9 protein-coding genes are annotated in these 14,962 nt (G+C 60.3%); 1 reads left to right on the top strand and 8 read right to left on the bottom strand.

The genetic code is table 11. The features are described from left to right. Nucleotides 1-110: 110 nt before the first annotated feature. Nucleotides 111-2,663 (top strand): hypothetical protein, encoded by a 2,553-nt coding sequence (locus ACRRQW_RS14240; RefSeq protein ID WP_438482191.1) that lies wholly within the window; start codon nucleotides 111-113, stop codon nucleotides 2,661-2,663. A 31-nt stretch (nucleotides 2,664-2,694) separates the two neighbouring features. Here ACRRQW_RS14240 and rapA read toward each other — a convergent pair whose 3' ends face one another. The 8 genes from rapA to ACRRQW_RS14200 all read right to left on the bottom strand — a co-directional run bounded on the left by rapA (nucleotide 2,695) and on the right by ACRRQW_RS14200 (nucleotide 14,929). After that, nucleotides 2,695-5,550 (bottom strand): RNA polymerase-associated protein RapA, encoded by a 2,856-nt coding sequence (gene rapA, locus ACRRQW_RS14235; protein WP_438482189.1) that lies wholly within the window; start codon nucleotides 5,548-5,550, stop codon nucleotides 2,695-2,697. A gap of 44 nt (nucleotides 5,551-5,594) precedes the next feature. Then, a complete protein-coding gene (locus ACRRQW_RS14230; protein WP_438482188.1) occupies nucleotides 5,595-6,836 on the bottom strand; it encodes an MFS transporter in 1,242 nt (413 codons plus the stop codon). A 129-nt stretch (nucleotides 6,837-6,965) separates the two neighbouring features. Further along, the gene (locus tag ACRRQW_RS14225; protein WP_438482187.1) at nucleotides 6,966-7,427 is read right to left on the bottom strand and encodes a DUF5069 domain-containing protein; all 462 of its coding nucleotides are present in this window, start codon (nucleotides 7,425-7,427) and stop codon (nucleotides 6,966-6,968) included. Between the two features lie 27 nt (nucleotides 7,428-7,454). After that, entirely contained in the window at nucleotides 7,455-8,219 is a 765-nt protein-coding gene (locus tag ACRRQW_RS14220; protein ID WP_438482186.1) for an SDR family NAD(P)-dependent oxidoreductase, read from the bottom strand. A gap of 163 nt (nucleotides 8,220-8,382) precedes the next feature. Continuing rightward, nucleotides 8,383-9,585, bottom strand: coding sequence for an MFS transporter (locus tag ACRRQW_RS14215; RefSeq protein ID WP_438482185.1), 1,203 nt, complete (start codon nucleotides 9,583-9,585; stop codon nucleotides 8,383-8,385). A 34-nt stretch (nucleotides 9,586-9,619) separates the two neighbouring features. Continuing rightward, entirely contained in the window at nucleotides 9,620-12,802 is a 3,183-nt protein-coding gene (locus tag ACRRQW_RS14210; RefSeq protein WP_438482184.1) for an efflux RND transporter permease subunit, read from the bottom strand. 188 nt (nucleotides 12,803-12,990) lie between these two features. Then, nucleotides 12,991-14,244 carry an efflux RND transporter periplasmic adaptor subunit gene (locus ACRRQW_RS14205; protein WP_438482183.1) on the bottom strand — a complete coding sequence of 418 codons (1,254 nt, stop codon included), beginning with the start codon at nucleotides 14,242-14,244 and terminating at the stop codon, nucleotides 12,991-12,993. 70 nt (nucleotides 14,245-14,314) lie between these two features. Then, nucleotides 14,315-14,929 carry a TetR/AcrR family transcriptional regulator gene (locus ACRRQW_RS14200; protein WP_438482182.1) on the bottom strand — a complete coding sequence of 205 codons (615 nt, stop codon included), beginning with the start codon at nucleotides 14,927-14,929 and terminating at the stop codon, nucleotides 14,315-14,317. Nucleotides 14,930-14,962 lie beyond the last annotated feature (33 nt).

Raw genomic sequence — 14,962 nt, 5'->3', positions numbered from 1 at the left:
CGCATTTCTTGAGAGCGCATCCGCAAGTTCACGGCGTTAGTTTTCAGTGAAAGCACCGCGCGCGACCATTCCCGTGTCGCTTTCCGGCGAGCGTAGTTTCACGTTTGCCAATGCACCGTCGGCTTACGCCTCTCCACGCTCTCTTTCTCGCGCTCATCACGCTCGGCGCGCTGCGCGCCCAAACGCCGGTCAACCCGATCCTGTTCGTCACGCAGGTGCCGCACACGCAGGATTTCGCCGTCGCGTCGGTTTTTGGCAATCATCTCCCCGCGCCTTCGGCGGCGCCACGCGGGGGCGATCTTTGGATTCGTTATCCGGACGGCTCCGTGAAAAATCTCACCGCGACAGCCGGCTTCGGCGTAGCCTCCGGGTTTCAGGGCACTAACGGTATCGCGGTGCGTGATCCCTCGATGCACTGGGACGGCCGGAAGGCGATTTTCTCTATGGTAGTCGGCGGCTCCAGTGTGCGCTACCAACATCCGGTCTCGGACGTCTGGCAACTTTACGAAGTCACCGGCTTGGGCGCAAACGAAACGCCCGTGATCACCCGCGTGCCGAACCAGCCCGCAAACTACAACAACGTCAGCCCGTGCTACGCCACCGACGACCGCATTATTTTCACGACCGATCGACCGCACAACGGACAGGCGCATTTGTATCCGCAGCGTGACGAATACGAGGAGTCGCCCACCAACACCGGCCTCTGGAGTCTCAATCCCGTCAACGGCAATTTGTTTCTCATGCAGCACATGCCGTCGGGTTCGTTCACGCCGATCGTCGATAGTTTCGGCCGCGTGCTTTACACGCGCTGGGATCATTTGCTGCGCGACCAGCAAGCGGACAACGACCGCGCCACCGCGCTCGCGACCGGCCCCAACTCCACGACTTTCGGCACGTTTAATTATTCGAGTGAAAGCGCCAGCGCCACTTATGCCTTCGGCGTGCGCGACGAGGTTTTCCCCGAGAGCCGCCTGCCCGAGGGCAACGTCGAGGGCCTCGCATTTAATTTCTTTTTCCCGTGGATGATTCAGGAGAATGGTGAGGAAGAGGAAACGCTCAATCACCTCGGTCGCCACGAACTGCTCAACTATTTCGCCCGCTCGTTCACCGACGATCCGAACGTGGACTATTTCTTCAATCCCGGTGTCGCCGCGAATCCGAATCGCATCAACAGCTGCTTGCAAATGAAGGAAGACCCGCTCGTGCCGGGCCGCTACATCGCGACCGACGCGCAGGAATTCGGCACGCACGCCGCCGGTCGACTCTTCGCGTTCAACGCTGCGCCTTCGATCAATCCCGAGGACACCGTCATCAATTATCTCACGGTGCCGGCGTCGACGAATCCCGCGCAAAACACCACGGGACATTTCCGTGATCCCTTGCCGCTCAGCAACGGCGGCTTGGTCGCGATTCACACCGCCGACGCGCGCGAAGATGTGCGCAATGCGCCGTCCATTTATACGTTCCGCCTGCGTCAACTCACGCTCACCAATGGCGTCTGGACACCAGGGCCTTTTCTGACCAGCGGCACGAGCAAAACTTTGTGGTGGTGGTCACCGGATGAGCGCATCGATTTCTCTGGCGCCTTGTGGGAATTACAGCCCGTCGAAGTGCGTGCGCGTCCGCGGCCCGAGCGTCGTTGCGCGGATTTGCCCGACATCGAATCGGCCGTCTTCGCCCAAGCGGGCGTGCCCATCGCCGCGATGAAACGTTGGCTGCGCACGAATAATCTGGCGCTGATGGTTGTGCGCGATGCCACGACGCGCGACCGCGCCGACGAACAACAACCCTACAATCTGCGCGTGCCCGGCGGTGTGCAAAGCATCGGCAGCACCGGCAAAATCTACGACGTCACCCATCTCCAGATTTTCCAAGCTGACTTGGTTCGCGGCCTCGGCCTGCGCAAACCCACGGACACGCCCTACCCGGGCCGCCGCGTGCTCGCGCAACCGCTCCACGACACCGTCGCCGAGTTGCCCGCGACGATCGGCCCGGCGGGCAGCGTGAAGCTCGCGCTCGACGGCTCAGCCGCGGCCTTCGTGCCCGCGCGCCGCGCATTGAGCTGGCAACTCACCGACGCCGCCGGCGTCCCGGTCGTGCGCGAACGTTTTTGGATCACGTTTCAATCGGGCGAAGTGCGCAGCTGCACCTCCTGCCACGGCGTGAACACGCGCGATCAGGCAAATAAAACCGTTCCCACCAACACGCCCCAAGCGCTCGTCGAATTGCTCGCCACGTGGAAAACCAAACACCCGACCGAGCCGCTGACCGATCCCTACGAAGTGTGGGCGGCCGGCCTCGCCGACAAAGCACTCGCCGCCGATGCCGACGGCAATGGTCGCTCCAATCTACTCGACTACGCCTTGCCCGACGAACCCGCTGTTTCGCAAGTCACCGTCGGCGGAATCGCGCGTTGGAATTTCGGCTTCAGTCTTCCCGCCACCGCCACCGACACTAACTACGTCGTGCAAGCTTCCCGTGATTTGAAAACGTGGTCAGAGATCGCGCGCTTCGGTCCGGAAGGCGATTCGGTCACGCCCACGCTCGCCACCCAACTCAGCCGCACCACCAGCAACGGCGCGGACACCATTTTGCTCAGCCCCGTCCAACCCGCGACGGAAGCACCCACTCAGTTTTTCCGCATCAAATTGAAGCGCTACTGAGTCACGTCGAAGTCCGCACCGCCGGCCATCATCACGCGACCGGCACGCCCTCAACGATCAAGCGCAACGAGTCCAACCGCAGACGCGCTTGCTCGATCGCGGTGCGCGTTTGCAACACCTGCTTACGCGCGAGTTCGATTTCTTCGGGACGCACGTTGTCGTTGAGTTTGCTGAGGTCAACGAGTCGTTGCAGGTCGGCGGTTAACACCGCGGCAGCCCGCTCACGCGCATCCTTTTTCAGGACGAGCGAATGTTTCGCGGCGAACTCCGACGCGCCTTCCACGAGATTCTTCAGCAGCGTCGCGTTGAAGCCTGGGCGCGCCAGAAAACGCGGCAGCGGCGCATCCTCGATGTCTTTCGCGAGATTGGCGCGGTCAGGCGCGAACGACAAATCCTTGCCGTGGATATCCACGAGCACGCGCACCGGCGTCGGCGCGAGGAATTGATCCACGTGCCACTTCGAGTCAGCCACGGTTTCGAGCACAAACACCGCTTCGAGCAGCAAGTTCGGTTTGTCGCCTTCGAGTTGAACGAACGACGTGGTGCCGGCTTTTGAGTCGATCAAGAGATCGATCGCGTTCTGCACGAGCGCGTGATCCTGCGAGATGAAGCTGATGTCTTCGCGCGCAATCGCCCGCTCGCGCTTGAACGTCGCCAGCATGCCGTCCGCGTTGATCGACGGAAAGCTGTCCACGTAAGCGTGGCTCGGATCGAGCGTGATGTCGCCGTTCTCGTCCTCCTTGATGCGCACGCCGAAATGATCGAGCAAATCGATCAAGAAATTACGCAGCAACGGATCCGCATCCACCGTCCGCACGCGCTCGATGATTTTCGCCGCAACAGCCGGATTGAAGGAATTTAACTCCAGCAACCGGTCGCGCCCGCGTTCCATTTTTGCCGAGAGCTCTTCGCGAAACTGCACCGTGTCGGCGACCAGTTTCGCCAGATCGGCGCGGCTCGCCTTGCTGTCCCCGTCGGCGAATTCCGCCGCGACTTCCAGCAACCGCGATTTAAATTTTTCCTGATAATCGTTGCCGCCGTGCAACGATGTTTCAAACGCGTCGAGGCCGCGGTGATACCATTCGACGATGCACTCCTCGGCGCTGCCGCCGAAATACGGCGCGTGCACGCGGATTGTTTCCGTCTGGCCGATGCGGTCGAGGCGACCGATGCGTTGCTCGAGCAAACCGGGATTGAGCGGCAAATCCCACAGCACCAGATGATGTGCGAATTGGAAATTCCGGCCTTCGCTGCCGATTTCCGAGCAGATCAACAGTTGCGCACCATCCGGCTCCGCGAACCACGCGGCCTGGCGATCACGCTGCACGAGTTGCAGGCCTTCGTGAAAGTAACCGATCTTAATCGCCGTCTTCTCCTGCAACGCGGCTTCGAGCGCCGCGACTTTGCGCTGAGATTTGCAGATCAACAGCACTTTCGCGGGTTTGTTTTTTTGCAGAAATTCGACGAGCCAGTCCAGGCGCGCGTCTTCCTTGAAAGCGTAACGCACCTCGGAATCCGTGCCCGCTGCTTCCGCCGCGAGTTCGCGCGCGACGCGGGCGAGTTGGGTCAGGTTCGTCTCTTTGATCGGCACCGGGCAGAACTTGCGCTTCGGAAATCCGGTCATTGCCGCCCGCGTGTTGCGAAAAATCACCCGGCCCGTGCCGTGTTGGTCGAGCAAAGTTCTCAGCAATGCATCGCGCGCGCCGGCTTTACCTTGGTCGAGCGCATCGAGGTGTTCGGCCAGACGCTCCGGGTCGCTCACAAAAATTTTCTTCAGCGCCGCATGGTCTTTCGGCTTCAGCGGCTTGCTCTCGATAATTTTTTCGGCGATGTCGGCGACCGCACCGAATTCTTCCGACTCCTCTTTGAAACTCGCGAGGTCGTCGTAGCGACTCGGATCCAGCAATCGCAAGCGCGCGAAGTGTCCTTCCAAACCAAGTTGCGTCGGCGTGGCGGTCAGCAAAAGCAGTCCGGAGGTTTTTTGCGCGAGCTTTTCCACCAACGTGTATTCGGCACTCGGCGTTTCCGGCGACCACGCGAGATGATGCGCTTCGTCGACCACCACCATGTCCCACCCGGCGGCGAGCGCATGATCGCGACGCTTTTCATCGTTCGCGAGGAAACTCACGCTCGCGAGCACGAGTTGCGATGCGAGAAACGGATTTTGCGCCGCGTCGCTCGCTTCGAGATCGTTGCAGCGTTCGGCGTCGTAGATACTGAACCACAGATTAAACCGGCGTAGCAGTTCGACAAACCACTGGTGCGTCAGCGACTCCGGCACGAGAATGAGTGCGCGCTTCATTTTGCCGACCGCCAGCAGCCGTTGAAGAATCAAGCAGGCTTCGATCGTCTTGCCCAAGCCCACTTCGTCCGCGAGCAACACGCGTGGGAGCTGCCGCGAAGTCACTTCCTGCAGAATGTAGAACTGGTGCGGAATCAGCTGCAGTCGCCCCCCCAAAAAACCGCGCACGTCGGACTGGCGGAACTTCGACTGAGCCTGCAACGCACGCAGTCGCAGATCGAACACTTCGCTCGGATCAGCCTGCCCGGCCATCAAGCGTTCCTGTGGCAAACTCACGCTCGTGACATCGGAGATCGCATCTTCCCGCACGCGTTTGCCGCCGCCGATATAGGTCAGCAGCGCCTCCGTTTCATCGACTGACTCCACGGAAAATGACTCGCCGGTGCGCGTGGTGACATTTTCACCGACACTGAATTGCACGCGTTTCAACACCGGCGTGCCGAGCGCATAAATGCGCCGCTCATTCGTCGCGGGAAACTCCACGGTGATGCGTTTCGAGGACTTATCGACCTCCGCAACCGAGCCGAGCCCTAGTTCAGGCTCGCGCTCACTCACACAACGTTGTCCGACGACAGTTAGAGACATCCCACTATCAGGGCCGATAGGCGCGAGAGTTCAAAGAATAATTTTTAAGGCGCTGACGAAGCCAGTTTCATGTCGCCGCCCTCATCATCGAACGCCGGCGTCGCCGCGACTTCGTAACGTTGCGCCACAAAATGAACGATCATCGCGACCACGATTAATCCGCACGCGGCGCCGCACACCACTGGCCACCGCCCATGCGTCCACGCAAACGCGCCAATCAATGAGCCAACCGCGCCTCCGGCAAACCGCGACACCATGTAAAGCGTGTTCAAACGACTGCGCGCCTCAGGGAGCAGCGATAAGACCCGCCCCTGCTCGGCCACTTGCACGGTCTGCACGCCCACATCCATCAACAACACGCCGACGACCAGCATCGGGATGGTAACCCACACCCACATCAAGCCGAACGCCGCTAGAATCACCACGAGCGCAATCGACACCGTAAAAGCCGCGCCACGTTTATCGGCCAACTTGCCCGCGTAAGGCGCCGCGAGCGCGCCGACCAGACCGACCACGCCGAAGAGGCCGGTTTCAGTGGAGCCACGGTGAAATTCTTCGCTCATCAGAAACGCCAGACTCGTCCAAAAAGCCGTAAACGTGGCAAACGACAAGGCCCCCACCACGGCTGGGCGCCAGAGCCGCGGTTGAGTTTTCAACACAGCCCACAGCGAGCGCATCAGGCGCGTGTAAGATAATTTGAGGGTCGTCGGCCGATGCGGCAACCGTCCGCGTAACAAGAGCGCCAGCGTGACCATCATCAACGCCGCGAGCGCGAACATGGCGCGCCAGCCGAAATGGCCGCCGACAAATCCCGCGAGCGTGCGCGCGAGCAGAATTCCTCCCAGCAACCCCGTCATCATCACGCCGACCGTGCGGCCTTGCTCATTGGCCGGCGACATTTCCACGGCGAGCGGAATCAGAATTTGCGCACTCATCGCCGTCGCTCCGATCAACAAATTACCGAGAATCAACAGCGGCAGACTCGGGGCCGCTGCCGTCACGGCCAGCAGGCCGGCGCAAATCCAGATCAGATTCAGCACCAGTTTCCGGCGCTCAAGAATATCGCCGAGCGGCAGGAAAAAAAGCAGTCCCAAGCCGTAACCCGCCTGCGTCGCGACCGACACCCAGCCGACTTGCGACGCGGTCGCTCCGAAATAAACCGCGAAGTCTCCCAGCAACGGCTGATTGTAACAGATATTCGCCACGCAGACGCCGCACGCGATGGCCATCAGCCAGAGCGTGCGCGGCGACAATTGCCCGGAAGCATTTTTCGAAGTTACATTCATAATTTTGCGGGGCGGGTTCACTTAAAAACGAAGCGTAGAAAACACAAACGAGCAGGCTTTCCAAATGCACAACGACCACGCCAAAAAAATGGACGTGGTCGGAGCGAATCGAAACGGGCGGGATACCGGTTACGCCAAACCGCCGAACGTGCAGTGATCGTCGAGGTCAATCAGATCAAACCACGTGGAAATATCCTCCCTCGTTTTTGAAAACTCGGCGACGTGCGCGGCGAAATCCGCGAGCGTCTCCGCGTCGCTGTCCGGCGTGCGATGGGTCATGTATTCGCTCCAGCTCATAATTTCCCACGGCGTGCGCGCATGCTTGGAATGGGCATGCACCCACGCCAGCAACTCGCCGTCACCGCCACCTTTGGCGACTTCGGCGCGCAATGCTTCATGGTCGAGACCCGTGAAGTTAAAGAAGTGCCGATCCATCCCGCGGCCATTGAAACGATATTCGCCGAGCTTGTCGGCATGAGCCGCGCGGGCTTTATCGAGCAAGCGCGGGAGAAACACAAAACCGCCGAGCTTCAAGCGCGGACTGCGCGGCGGACGTTGCGTGAGGTCGATCGGACTGTGAGTCGTGGTCATGATTTTAAATCAAAAGTTACGCCTGGCTCAGTGCACGCCGCCGCCGGCGCGGAATTGTTCTCCGGTCAACCAGCCTGATTCATCGGACGCGAGAAACACTGCGATGGAAGCGATGTCGTTCGGCTGGCCAATGCGACCGAGTGGCGTTTGTGCCACGGCACTTTTTTGGAAATCAGAACCGATAAAACCCGCCGTATGCGTGCCTTCGGTTTCGATCATGCCGGGATTCAGCGCGTTCACGCGAATATTTTTCGGCCCAAGTTCTTTCGAGAGCACGCCGGTGATCGCATCGACCGCGCCCTTAGTTGCAGTGTAAACGGCGCTGCCCGGAGGCGTGATCGCGCTGACCACCGAGCCAATGTTGATAATGCTGCCGCCGCTCGCGGGGAATAGTTTCACGGCTTCCTGCGTTGTCAGCAGCAAGCCCAGCACGTTCACGTTGAACTGGCGGTGATAATTTTCCGGTGTGATCGCCTCGAGCGCCCCGAATTCGTAAACGCCGGCATTGTTGACGAGCACATCGATTTTACCGAACGCGGTTTTGGTTTCCGCCACGAACCGCACGATGTCGGCAGGTTTGGAAACATCGCCTTGGATTGCGACGGCTTTGCCGCCGGCGGCGGTGATTTCCGCCACGACCTTGTCGGCCCCGGCGCGACTGGATGCGTAGTTAACCGCGACCGAGGCACCGGCGGCGGCGAGGTGTTTAGCGATGGCGGCGCCGATGCCCTTGGAGGCACCGGTGACGAGCGCGACTTTACCGGACAATGAGGAGGATGATTTGGTATTCATATGGGTGTTGAGTTTGGATTTTTGATTATCGGGAAAATTTATTCCTGAGTCGGGCTCGTCTCGGTCGAGACCAGCGCGATGAGTGCCGCGAGAATGATGACAGTGAAGATCATGGTGGTTTAAATGAGTTGGATGAAGCTGCAGAGCTGTGCGTGCTGAGGCGTCAGGCAAAATGCGGTTGAGAGGCCGATGGCGCGGCGTTGCGTGCCGGTTTGTGCTTGGAAAGTGATATGACCCAAAGAGCCACCAGCGCGGTCGCACCACCGGCGAGCATCACCGTCGAGGAACCAAACGCATCGACGATGCGTCCGCCCGCCACCGAGCCTAGGGCGATGAAAATTTGAAACGTGGAAACCACGAGGGCCGCGCCGCCCTCGAGTTCGCCGGGAGCCGCCTTGAAGACCCAAAGTTGCAGCGAGATGGGCAGAGCACCGAAGGCCAGCCCCCAAACCACGAGCAAGGCGGTAGCACCGGCGGGATGCCGACCGAAGAGCGGCATCAGCAACACCGATCCGGCGAGTAACACGATCACGCCAACAAGCGTCGCGCGCAGATTCCGCCCAGCGAGCGCACCACCGGCGAAGTTGCCGATAATCCCTGCGAACCCGAAAACAAAGAGCAACGTGCCCACCAAACTCGAGCTGATGCGTCCGCTTTCCAGTAGAAACGGCGTTACGTAGGTGTAAGCGGCGAAGTGTCCCGCGATGGCGAAAGCGATCGTCAACAAACCGAGCCGCGCATCGACGTGGCTGAGCAGCCTCGCCAACTCACCCGCACCGAAGCGGCGCGTCGAAGGCAGCGCGGGCAACACGAAAAGTTGCACGATCGCGACGAGCGTCGCCGTGCCAGCGAGCGCGCCAAACGCCGTGCGCCAACCGGCAAACCCGGCGAGGAAAGTTCCCGCCGGCACACCCGCGACCGTGGCGATGGAAACACCCGCGAGAATAAACGTGGTGCCGCGCGCCACATTCTCGGGCATCAAACGTGCGCCAAGGGTCACGGCCACCGTCCAAAAACCGCCGAGGCTGATGCCAAACACCACGCGCGCGATCAGCATCACGGTCAGGTTCGGCGCCAGCGCGGCGAGAATATTTGCCACGACGAGCAACCCCAACAACGCCAGCACGAGAAAGCGCCGGTCAAGCCGACCCGCAAAAATTGTCAGCAGCGGAGCCGTTACCGCCGCAACCAAGCCGGGAACGGTGACGAGCAAACCAGCGGTGCCGGCAGATATGTTGAGACCTGAAGCAATCTGGGTGAGCAAGCCGATGGGCAAGAACTCGGACGTCACGACGATAAAAGCGCCGAGCGAAACCGAGAGGACCGCGAGCCAGGTTTTAAGTGTAGAAGGTGAATTCAGTGACATGAGAAACGCAGAATTTAAATTTAAGAGGTGCGACTCAGGCGTGTTCCGGCGCGATCGCCGGCGGCGTAATCGGCGCGGGCTTTGGCTTACGCGCGGCGAATTTTTCGAGCACCACGTAGAAAATCGGCGTGAGGAAAAGTCCGAACACCGTCACCCCGATCATGCCGGAGAATACCGCGACGCCCATGGCCTGACGCATTTCCGCGCCGGCTCCGGACGAGATCACGAGCGGGAAAACACCCGCGATAAACGCGATGCTGGTCATCAAAATCGGACGCAGGCGCAGGCGCGAGGCTTCGAGCGCGGCTTCCACAAAGCCCTTCCCTTCCTCGCGCAGCTTCACCGCGAACTCGACGATGAGAATCGCGTTTTTCGCCGCGAGCCCGATGAGCACGATGAGGCCGATCTGGGTGAAGACGTTGCTGTCGCCGCCCGTCAGCCACACGCCCACCATCGCGGAGAGCAGTGCCATCGGCACGATGAGCAACACCGCAAACGGCAGACGGAAGCTTTCGTATTGCGCCGCGAGCACCAGCAGCACGAGGAGGATGCTGAGCGGAAAGATGAACAGGCCGGTATTGCCCGCGACGATGCGTTGATACGTGAGTTCGGTCCAGTCGAGCGCCATGCCTTTCGGCAAAGTCTCAGCCGCGAGTTTTTCCATCAGTGCTTCCGCTTCGCCTGAGCTAAAGCCCGGCGCAGGCGCACCACTGATATCGGCGGCGGCGTAACCGTTGTAACGCATCGCGCGATCCGGGCCGTAAGTTTCCTTCACGGTCACAAGCGAGCCGAGCGGCACCATCTCGCCGGCAGAGTTGCGGGTTTTAAGACGAGTGATGTCCTCCGCAGTCGCGCGGAATTTTGCGTCCGCTTGCGCCACGACCTGATACGTGCGGCCGAAGCGGTTGAAATCGTTCACGTAAAGGGATCCGAGATTGATCTGCATCGTGTCGAAAATATTCGCGAGCGGCACGCCCTGCTGTTTCGCCTTGGCGCGGTCGACGTTCACTTCGAGTTGAGGCGTGTTAATCGTGAAGCTCGAAAACATACCGGCGAGGCCCGGTGTCTGGTTCGCCTTCGTGATCAGTTCCTGCGTCGCTTTATAAAGTTCGTCATAACCGAGACCGGCGCGGTCTTCGACGTAGAGTTTAAAGCCACCCGTTGAGCCAAGGCCGTTGACCGGCGGCGGTGGGAAGATGGCCACGAACGCTTCCTGAATCGCGCCGAACTTCGCCTGCAAGTCCGCCGCGATTTCGTTCGCCGACATGCCGGGCTTGCCTTTCCGCTCCTCGAACGACTTGAGCATCGTGAACGCGATGCCGGAGTTGGAGCTGTTCGTGAATCCGTTGATCGAAAGGCCAGGAAACGCGATGACGTCTTCCACGCCGGGATGTTGCCGCGCGATATCGGTCATGCGGCGGATCACGGCATCACTGCGCTCAAGCGAAGCGGCATCGGGCAATTGCGCGAACGCGACGAGATATTGTTTATCCTGCGTCGGCACGAAACCCGCCGGCACTTGTTTAAAGGCGACAAAGGTCAACCCCACTAGTCCCGCGTAAACGATGAGCGCGATGGCGCTCTTGCGAATCAGGCGCGCGACTCCGTTCGAATACTTTGTGGAAGCCCAGTCGAAAAACTGGTTGAAGGGACGGAAAAGCCAACCGAGCCCGCGATCCATGATGCGCGTGAGCCGATCTTTCGGCGCGTGGTGCGAGCGCAGCAGCAGCGCGCTGAGCGCGGGCGAAAGCGTGAGCGAATTAAACGCCGAGATGACCGTCGAAATCGCAATCGTGATGGCGAACTGTTTATAAAACTGGCCGGTCAATCCGCTGATAAATGCCGTGGGCACAAACACCGCGGAGAGCACGAGCGCCGTGGCCACGATCGGGCCGGTCACTTCCCGCATCGCAATCTTCGTCGCCTCGAACGGCGAGTGGCCGAGCCCGATATTACGTTCCACGTTTTCGACGACGACGATCGCGTCGTCCACCACGATACCGATCGCCAGCACGAGGCCGAAGAGTGAGAGCGCGTTGATAGAGAATCCAAGCGCATGCATCGCCGCGAACGTGCCGACCAGCGACACCGGCACGGCGGCGAGCGGAATGATCGACGCGCGCCACGTTTGCAGGAAAAGAATCACGACGATTACGACGAGCGCGATCGCTTCGAGCAACGTCGTGACGACGGCTTTGATCGAGCTGCGCACGAACACCGTCGGATCGTAAGCGATGGCGTAATCCAGACCTTCTGGAAAATTCTTTTTCAGCTCCGTCATCGTCGTGCGCACCTGATTGGAGAGATCGATGGCGTTGGAGCCCGGCAACTGAAACACGCCGATGCCAACCGCGGTTTTATTCGAAAGTAACGAGCGCAACGCGTAGTCAGCCGCGCCGAGCTCGATGCGCGCCACATCGCGCAGCAGCGTGCGTTCTCCACGTGTGCCGGTCTTCACGACGATGTTGGCGAACTCTTCTTCGTTCACGAGACGGCCCTGCGTGCTGATGAGCAGCTCAGTGTCCGAAACATTTGGCGTCGGCTGCTGGCCGACCGCACCGGCGGCGACCTGGACGTTTTGTTCACGAATGGCGGCAACGACGTCGCCCGCGGTCAGGCTGCGCGCGGCAATCTTGTGCGGATCGAGCCAGACGCGCATCGCGTAATCACCGGAGCCCCACATATTGACCTGACCGACACCGGGCAAGCGCGTGAGGACGTCCTTGATTTGGAGCGTCGCGTAATTGCGCACGTAGATGTCGTCGTAGCGTCCGTCCGGTGAGAATAAATGCACGACCATCGTGAGGTCGGGCGAACTTTTCGTCGTGGTCACGCCGATGCGGCGGACTTCCTCGGGCAGTTTCGGCAGCGCTTGCGCGACGCGGTTTTGCACCTGCACCTGCGCCTTGTCGGCGTCGGTGCCGAGCTTGAACGTGATCGTGAGCGTCATCGCGCCGTCGCTCGTCGCCTGCGAAAACATATATAGGGAATTCTCGACGCCGTTGATCGCCTGCTCGAGCGGCGTGGAAACGGTTTCGGCAATCGTTTTCGGATTCGCGCCGGGATAACGCGCCGTGACGATCACCGTCGGCGGAATCACCTCGGGATATTCGCTCACCGGCAGGTTCAGCAGCGAGATCGCGCCCACGAGAAACGTGACGATGGAAAGCACGCCGGCGAAGATCGGGCGTTTAATAAAGAAATCGGAGAAGTTCATGACGGGAAATAGCGGTGGGTGGGCGAAGCGGTAGCTGGAGCAGCGCGCGTGAAGCGGCTGATATAAGCGCGAAGTAAAACGAGGTTCTTTAGGTAGGGGCGGTTATCCTTAACCGCCCTCGTCGGTGATATAGTTTTCGAAAGGGCGGTTTGGGAGAACCGCCCCTACCCTCGAGCAGCTGGACGGATTTAATTCTGCGCGATTGATGTCGCGGGTTTCGGTTTGCTAGCAGGCGCGGCGTTTTCGGCCACAACGGTCATGCCTGGGCGCGCGCGTTGCAGGCCATTGACGATGATGCGTTCGCCGGGCTTCAACCCGTCGCGCACAACGCGCTGGCCTTCGATTAGCGGCCCGAGTTTCACCGCGCGATAAGCGACGGTGTTGGCGCCATCGACGGTGAGCACAAATTTCTGGCTCTGGTCAGTGCCGATCGCACGCTCGCTGACGAACATCGTTTTCTCCGCCGCGCTCACAGGCAGGCGCACGCGAGCAAATAATCCCGGGACGAGTTGGCCGTCGTCATTGGGAAACACGAAGCGCACCACGAGACTGCCGGTCGCTGGATCGAGACGATTATCGGACGACTCAACATAACCGCGATGCGTGAACCCCGACTCGTCGCTCAACTGCATTTCCACAGGCACGCGACCGTTTTCAGTGATGATCCGACCGGCGCGCTGCAGACGGTTGAAACCGAGCACGGTGTTTTCGTCGACGTCGGCGTAAACATAAACGTCGCCCGTCGAAACAATGCTCGTGAGCAGCGTCGCACCACCCGGCGCGCCGGAAACGAGATTGCCCGCCGTCACATACGCGCGGCTTACGCGACCGGCGATCGGGGCACGCACTTCAGTGTGCTCGAGATCGAGACGCGCGGTCGCTAGAGTGGCTTCGGCGGCGCGGAGTTCGGCGCGCGCTTCGGCAAGACGCGTGGTGCGCGTGTCGGCTTCCTCAACGGAAACCACCGACTTTACCAACAGCGCTTCGATGCGCTTTGCTTCGCGCTCGGCGATATTGAAACGCACGCGCGCGCTGTCGACCTGCGCGGTCGCGAGATCGAACTGCGCCTGATACCAACGGCGATCGATCACGAACAACACGTCGCCGGCCTTCACGAGTTGACCGGATTGCAGGCGCACTTCCGCGATATGCCCGGACACACGCGGGCGAATTTCCACGGCCTCGCGCGCATCCACGCGGCCGAGCAGTTCGCGTTGATCGACAAATAATTTCTCTTCGACGGGCGCGACGGTCACGGTCGGTCCTGCCGGCGCCGCGGCGGACGCCGCATCGGACTCAGCCGCTTCGGCGCGCGTGGCGACATACGCGGCGGCTCCGCTAAAGCCGAGCACACCGGCGATGGCAAAGAGTGAGCGGCGACGAAAACGTCCGCTGAGCAAGCGGTGGCGCGTGGTGGGCAAGGAAGATTCTGGCGTGTTCATAAATTGAAAAGTAAGTCTGGCTCAGTTGAGTAGTTTACTAATTAGTAAACAATAAGTGCAAAAAAAGGGATCAGCCAACAGGTTGCGTGCGTTTCGCGCCCAAAATATCCAACGCGGTTTCGGGCAGGTGGCGCAGGTAACTCAGGTCGTTGTGAATGCGGGCCTGGCCGAGGCTGCCCTCGAAAAGCGCGAAGAGGCACTTCGCTTTCGTCGCCGCATCGCCGGGCGGCAACACGCCCTCGGCTTGGGCATCGCGAATCGCCGACTCGAAGTAACGCACCTGACGCTGGAGGATCTCCTGCACTTTAGCGCGAATGGTTTCGTCCTGGGTCGAAGTTTCAGAACCGACCGAAAAACAGGGGCAGCCCAGCACTTTGCCCTGTTCGGCAAAAAGTCTTTCCTGCGCGTCGTGCGAGTTCTGAAAAAAGCTACGGATGCGCTCAAGCGGCGGCATGGATGCAGAGAACATCTCATCCCATTTCGCTTTGCCGCATTGCGCCCAGTCCGCCTCAAGCGCCGCGACAGCCAACTCGGACTTGGACTCGAAGAAATAGTAGAAACTCCCTTTCTTGACGCCCGCCTTGTCGCAAATCGCATCAATCGTCACGACGCCGTAGCTGCGCTCCCAGATCAGATCCAGTGCGGCTTCGAGTAATCGCTCTTTGGCGTCGCTTGTGCGTCCCATGGGGAAGACTGATTGTTTACTATTTAGTCAACT

The organism is Oleiharenicola lentus (genome assembly GCF_051660365.1).
GTDB lineage: Bacteria > Verrucomicrobiota > Verrucomicrobiia > Opitutales > Opitutaceae > Lacunisphaera > Lacunisphaera lenta_A.
Note: the sequence above shows the minus strand (reverse complement) of the source record. Positions and strands in the feature narration are given on the sequence as shown.

Bases quoted from the DNA above. Each gene is read 5' to 3' on its own strand.
- ACRRQW_RS14220 (WP_438482186.1), bottom strand. From the start codon at position 8,219: ATGAATACCAAATCATCCTCCTCATTGTCCGGTAAAGTCGCGCTCGTC.
- ACRRQW_RS14200 (WP_438482182.1), bottom strand. From the start codon at position 14,929: ATGGGACGCACAAGCGACGCCAAAGAGCGATTACTCGAAGCCGCACTG.
- rapA (WP_438482189.1), bottom strand. From the start codon at position 5,550: ATGTCTCTAACTGTCGTCGGACAACGTTGTGTGAGTGAGCGCGAGCCT.
- ACRRQW_RS14230 (WP_438482188.1), bottom strand. From the start codon at position 6,836: ATGAATGTAACTTCGAAAAATGCTTCCGGGCAATTGTCGCCGCGCACG.
- ACRRQW_RS14225 (WP_438482187.1), bottom strand. From the start codon at position 7,427: ATGACCACGACTCACAGTCCGATCGACCTCACGCAACGTCCGCCGCGC.
- ACRRQW_RS14210 (WP_438482184.1), bottom strand. From the start codon at position 12,802: ATGAACTTCTCCGATTTCTTTATTAAACGCCCGATCTTCGCCGGCGTG.
- ACRRQW_RS14205 (WP_438482183.1), bottom strand. From the start codon at position 14,244: ATGAACACGCCAGAATCTTCCTTGCCCACCACGCGCCACCGCTTGCTC.
- ACRRQW_RS14215 (WP_438482185.1), bottom strand. From the start codon at position 9,585: ATGTCACTGAATTCACCTTCTACACTTAAAACCTGGCTCGCGGTCCTC.
- ACRRQW_RS14240 (WP_438482191.1), top strand. From the start codon at position 111: ATGCACCGTCGGCTTACGCCTCTCCACGCTCTCTTTCTCGCGCTCATC.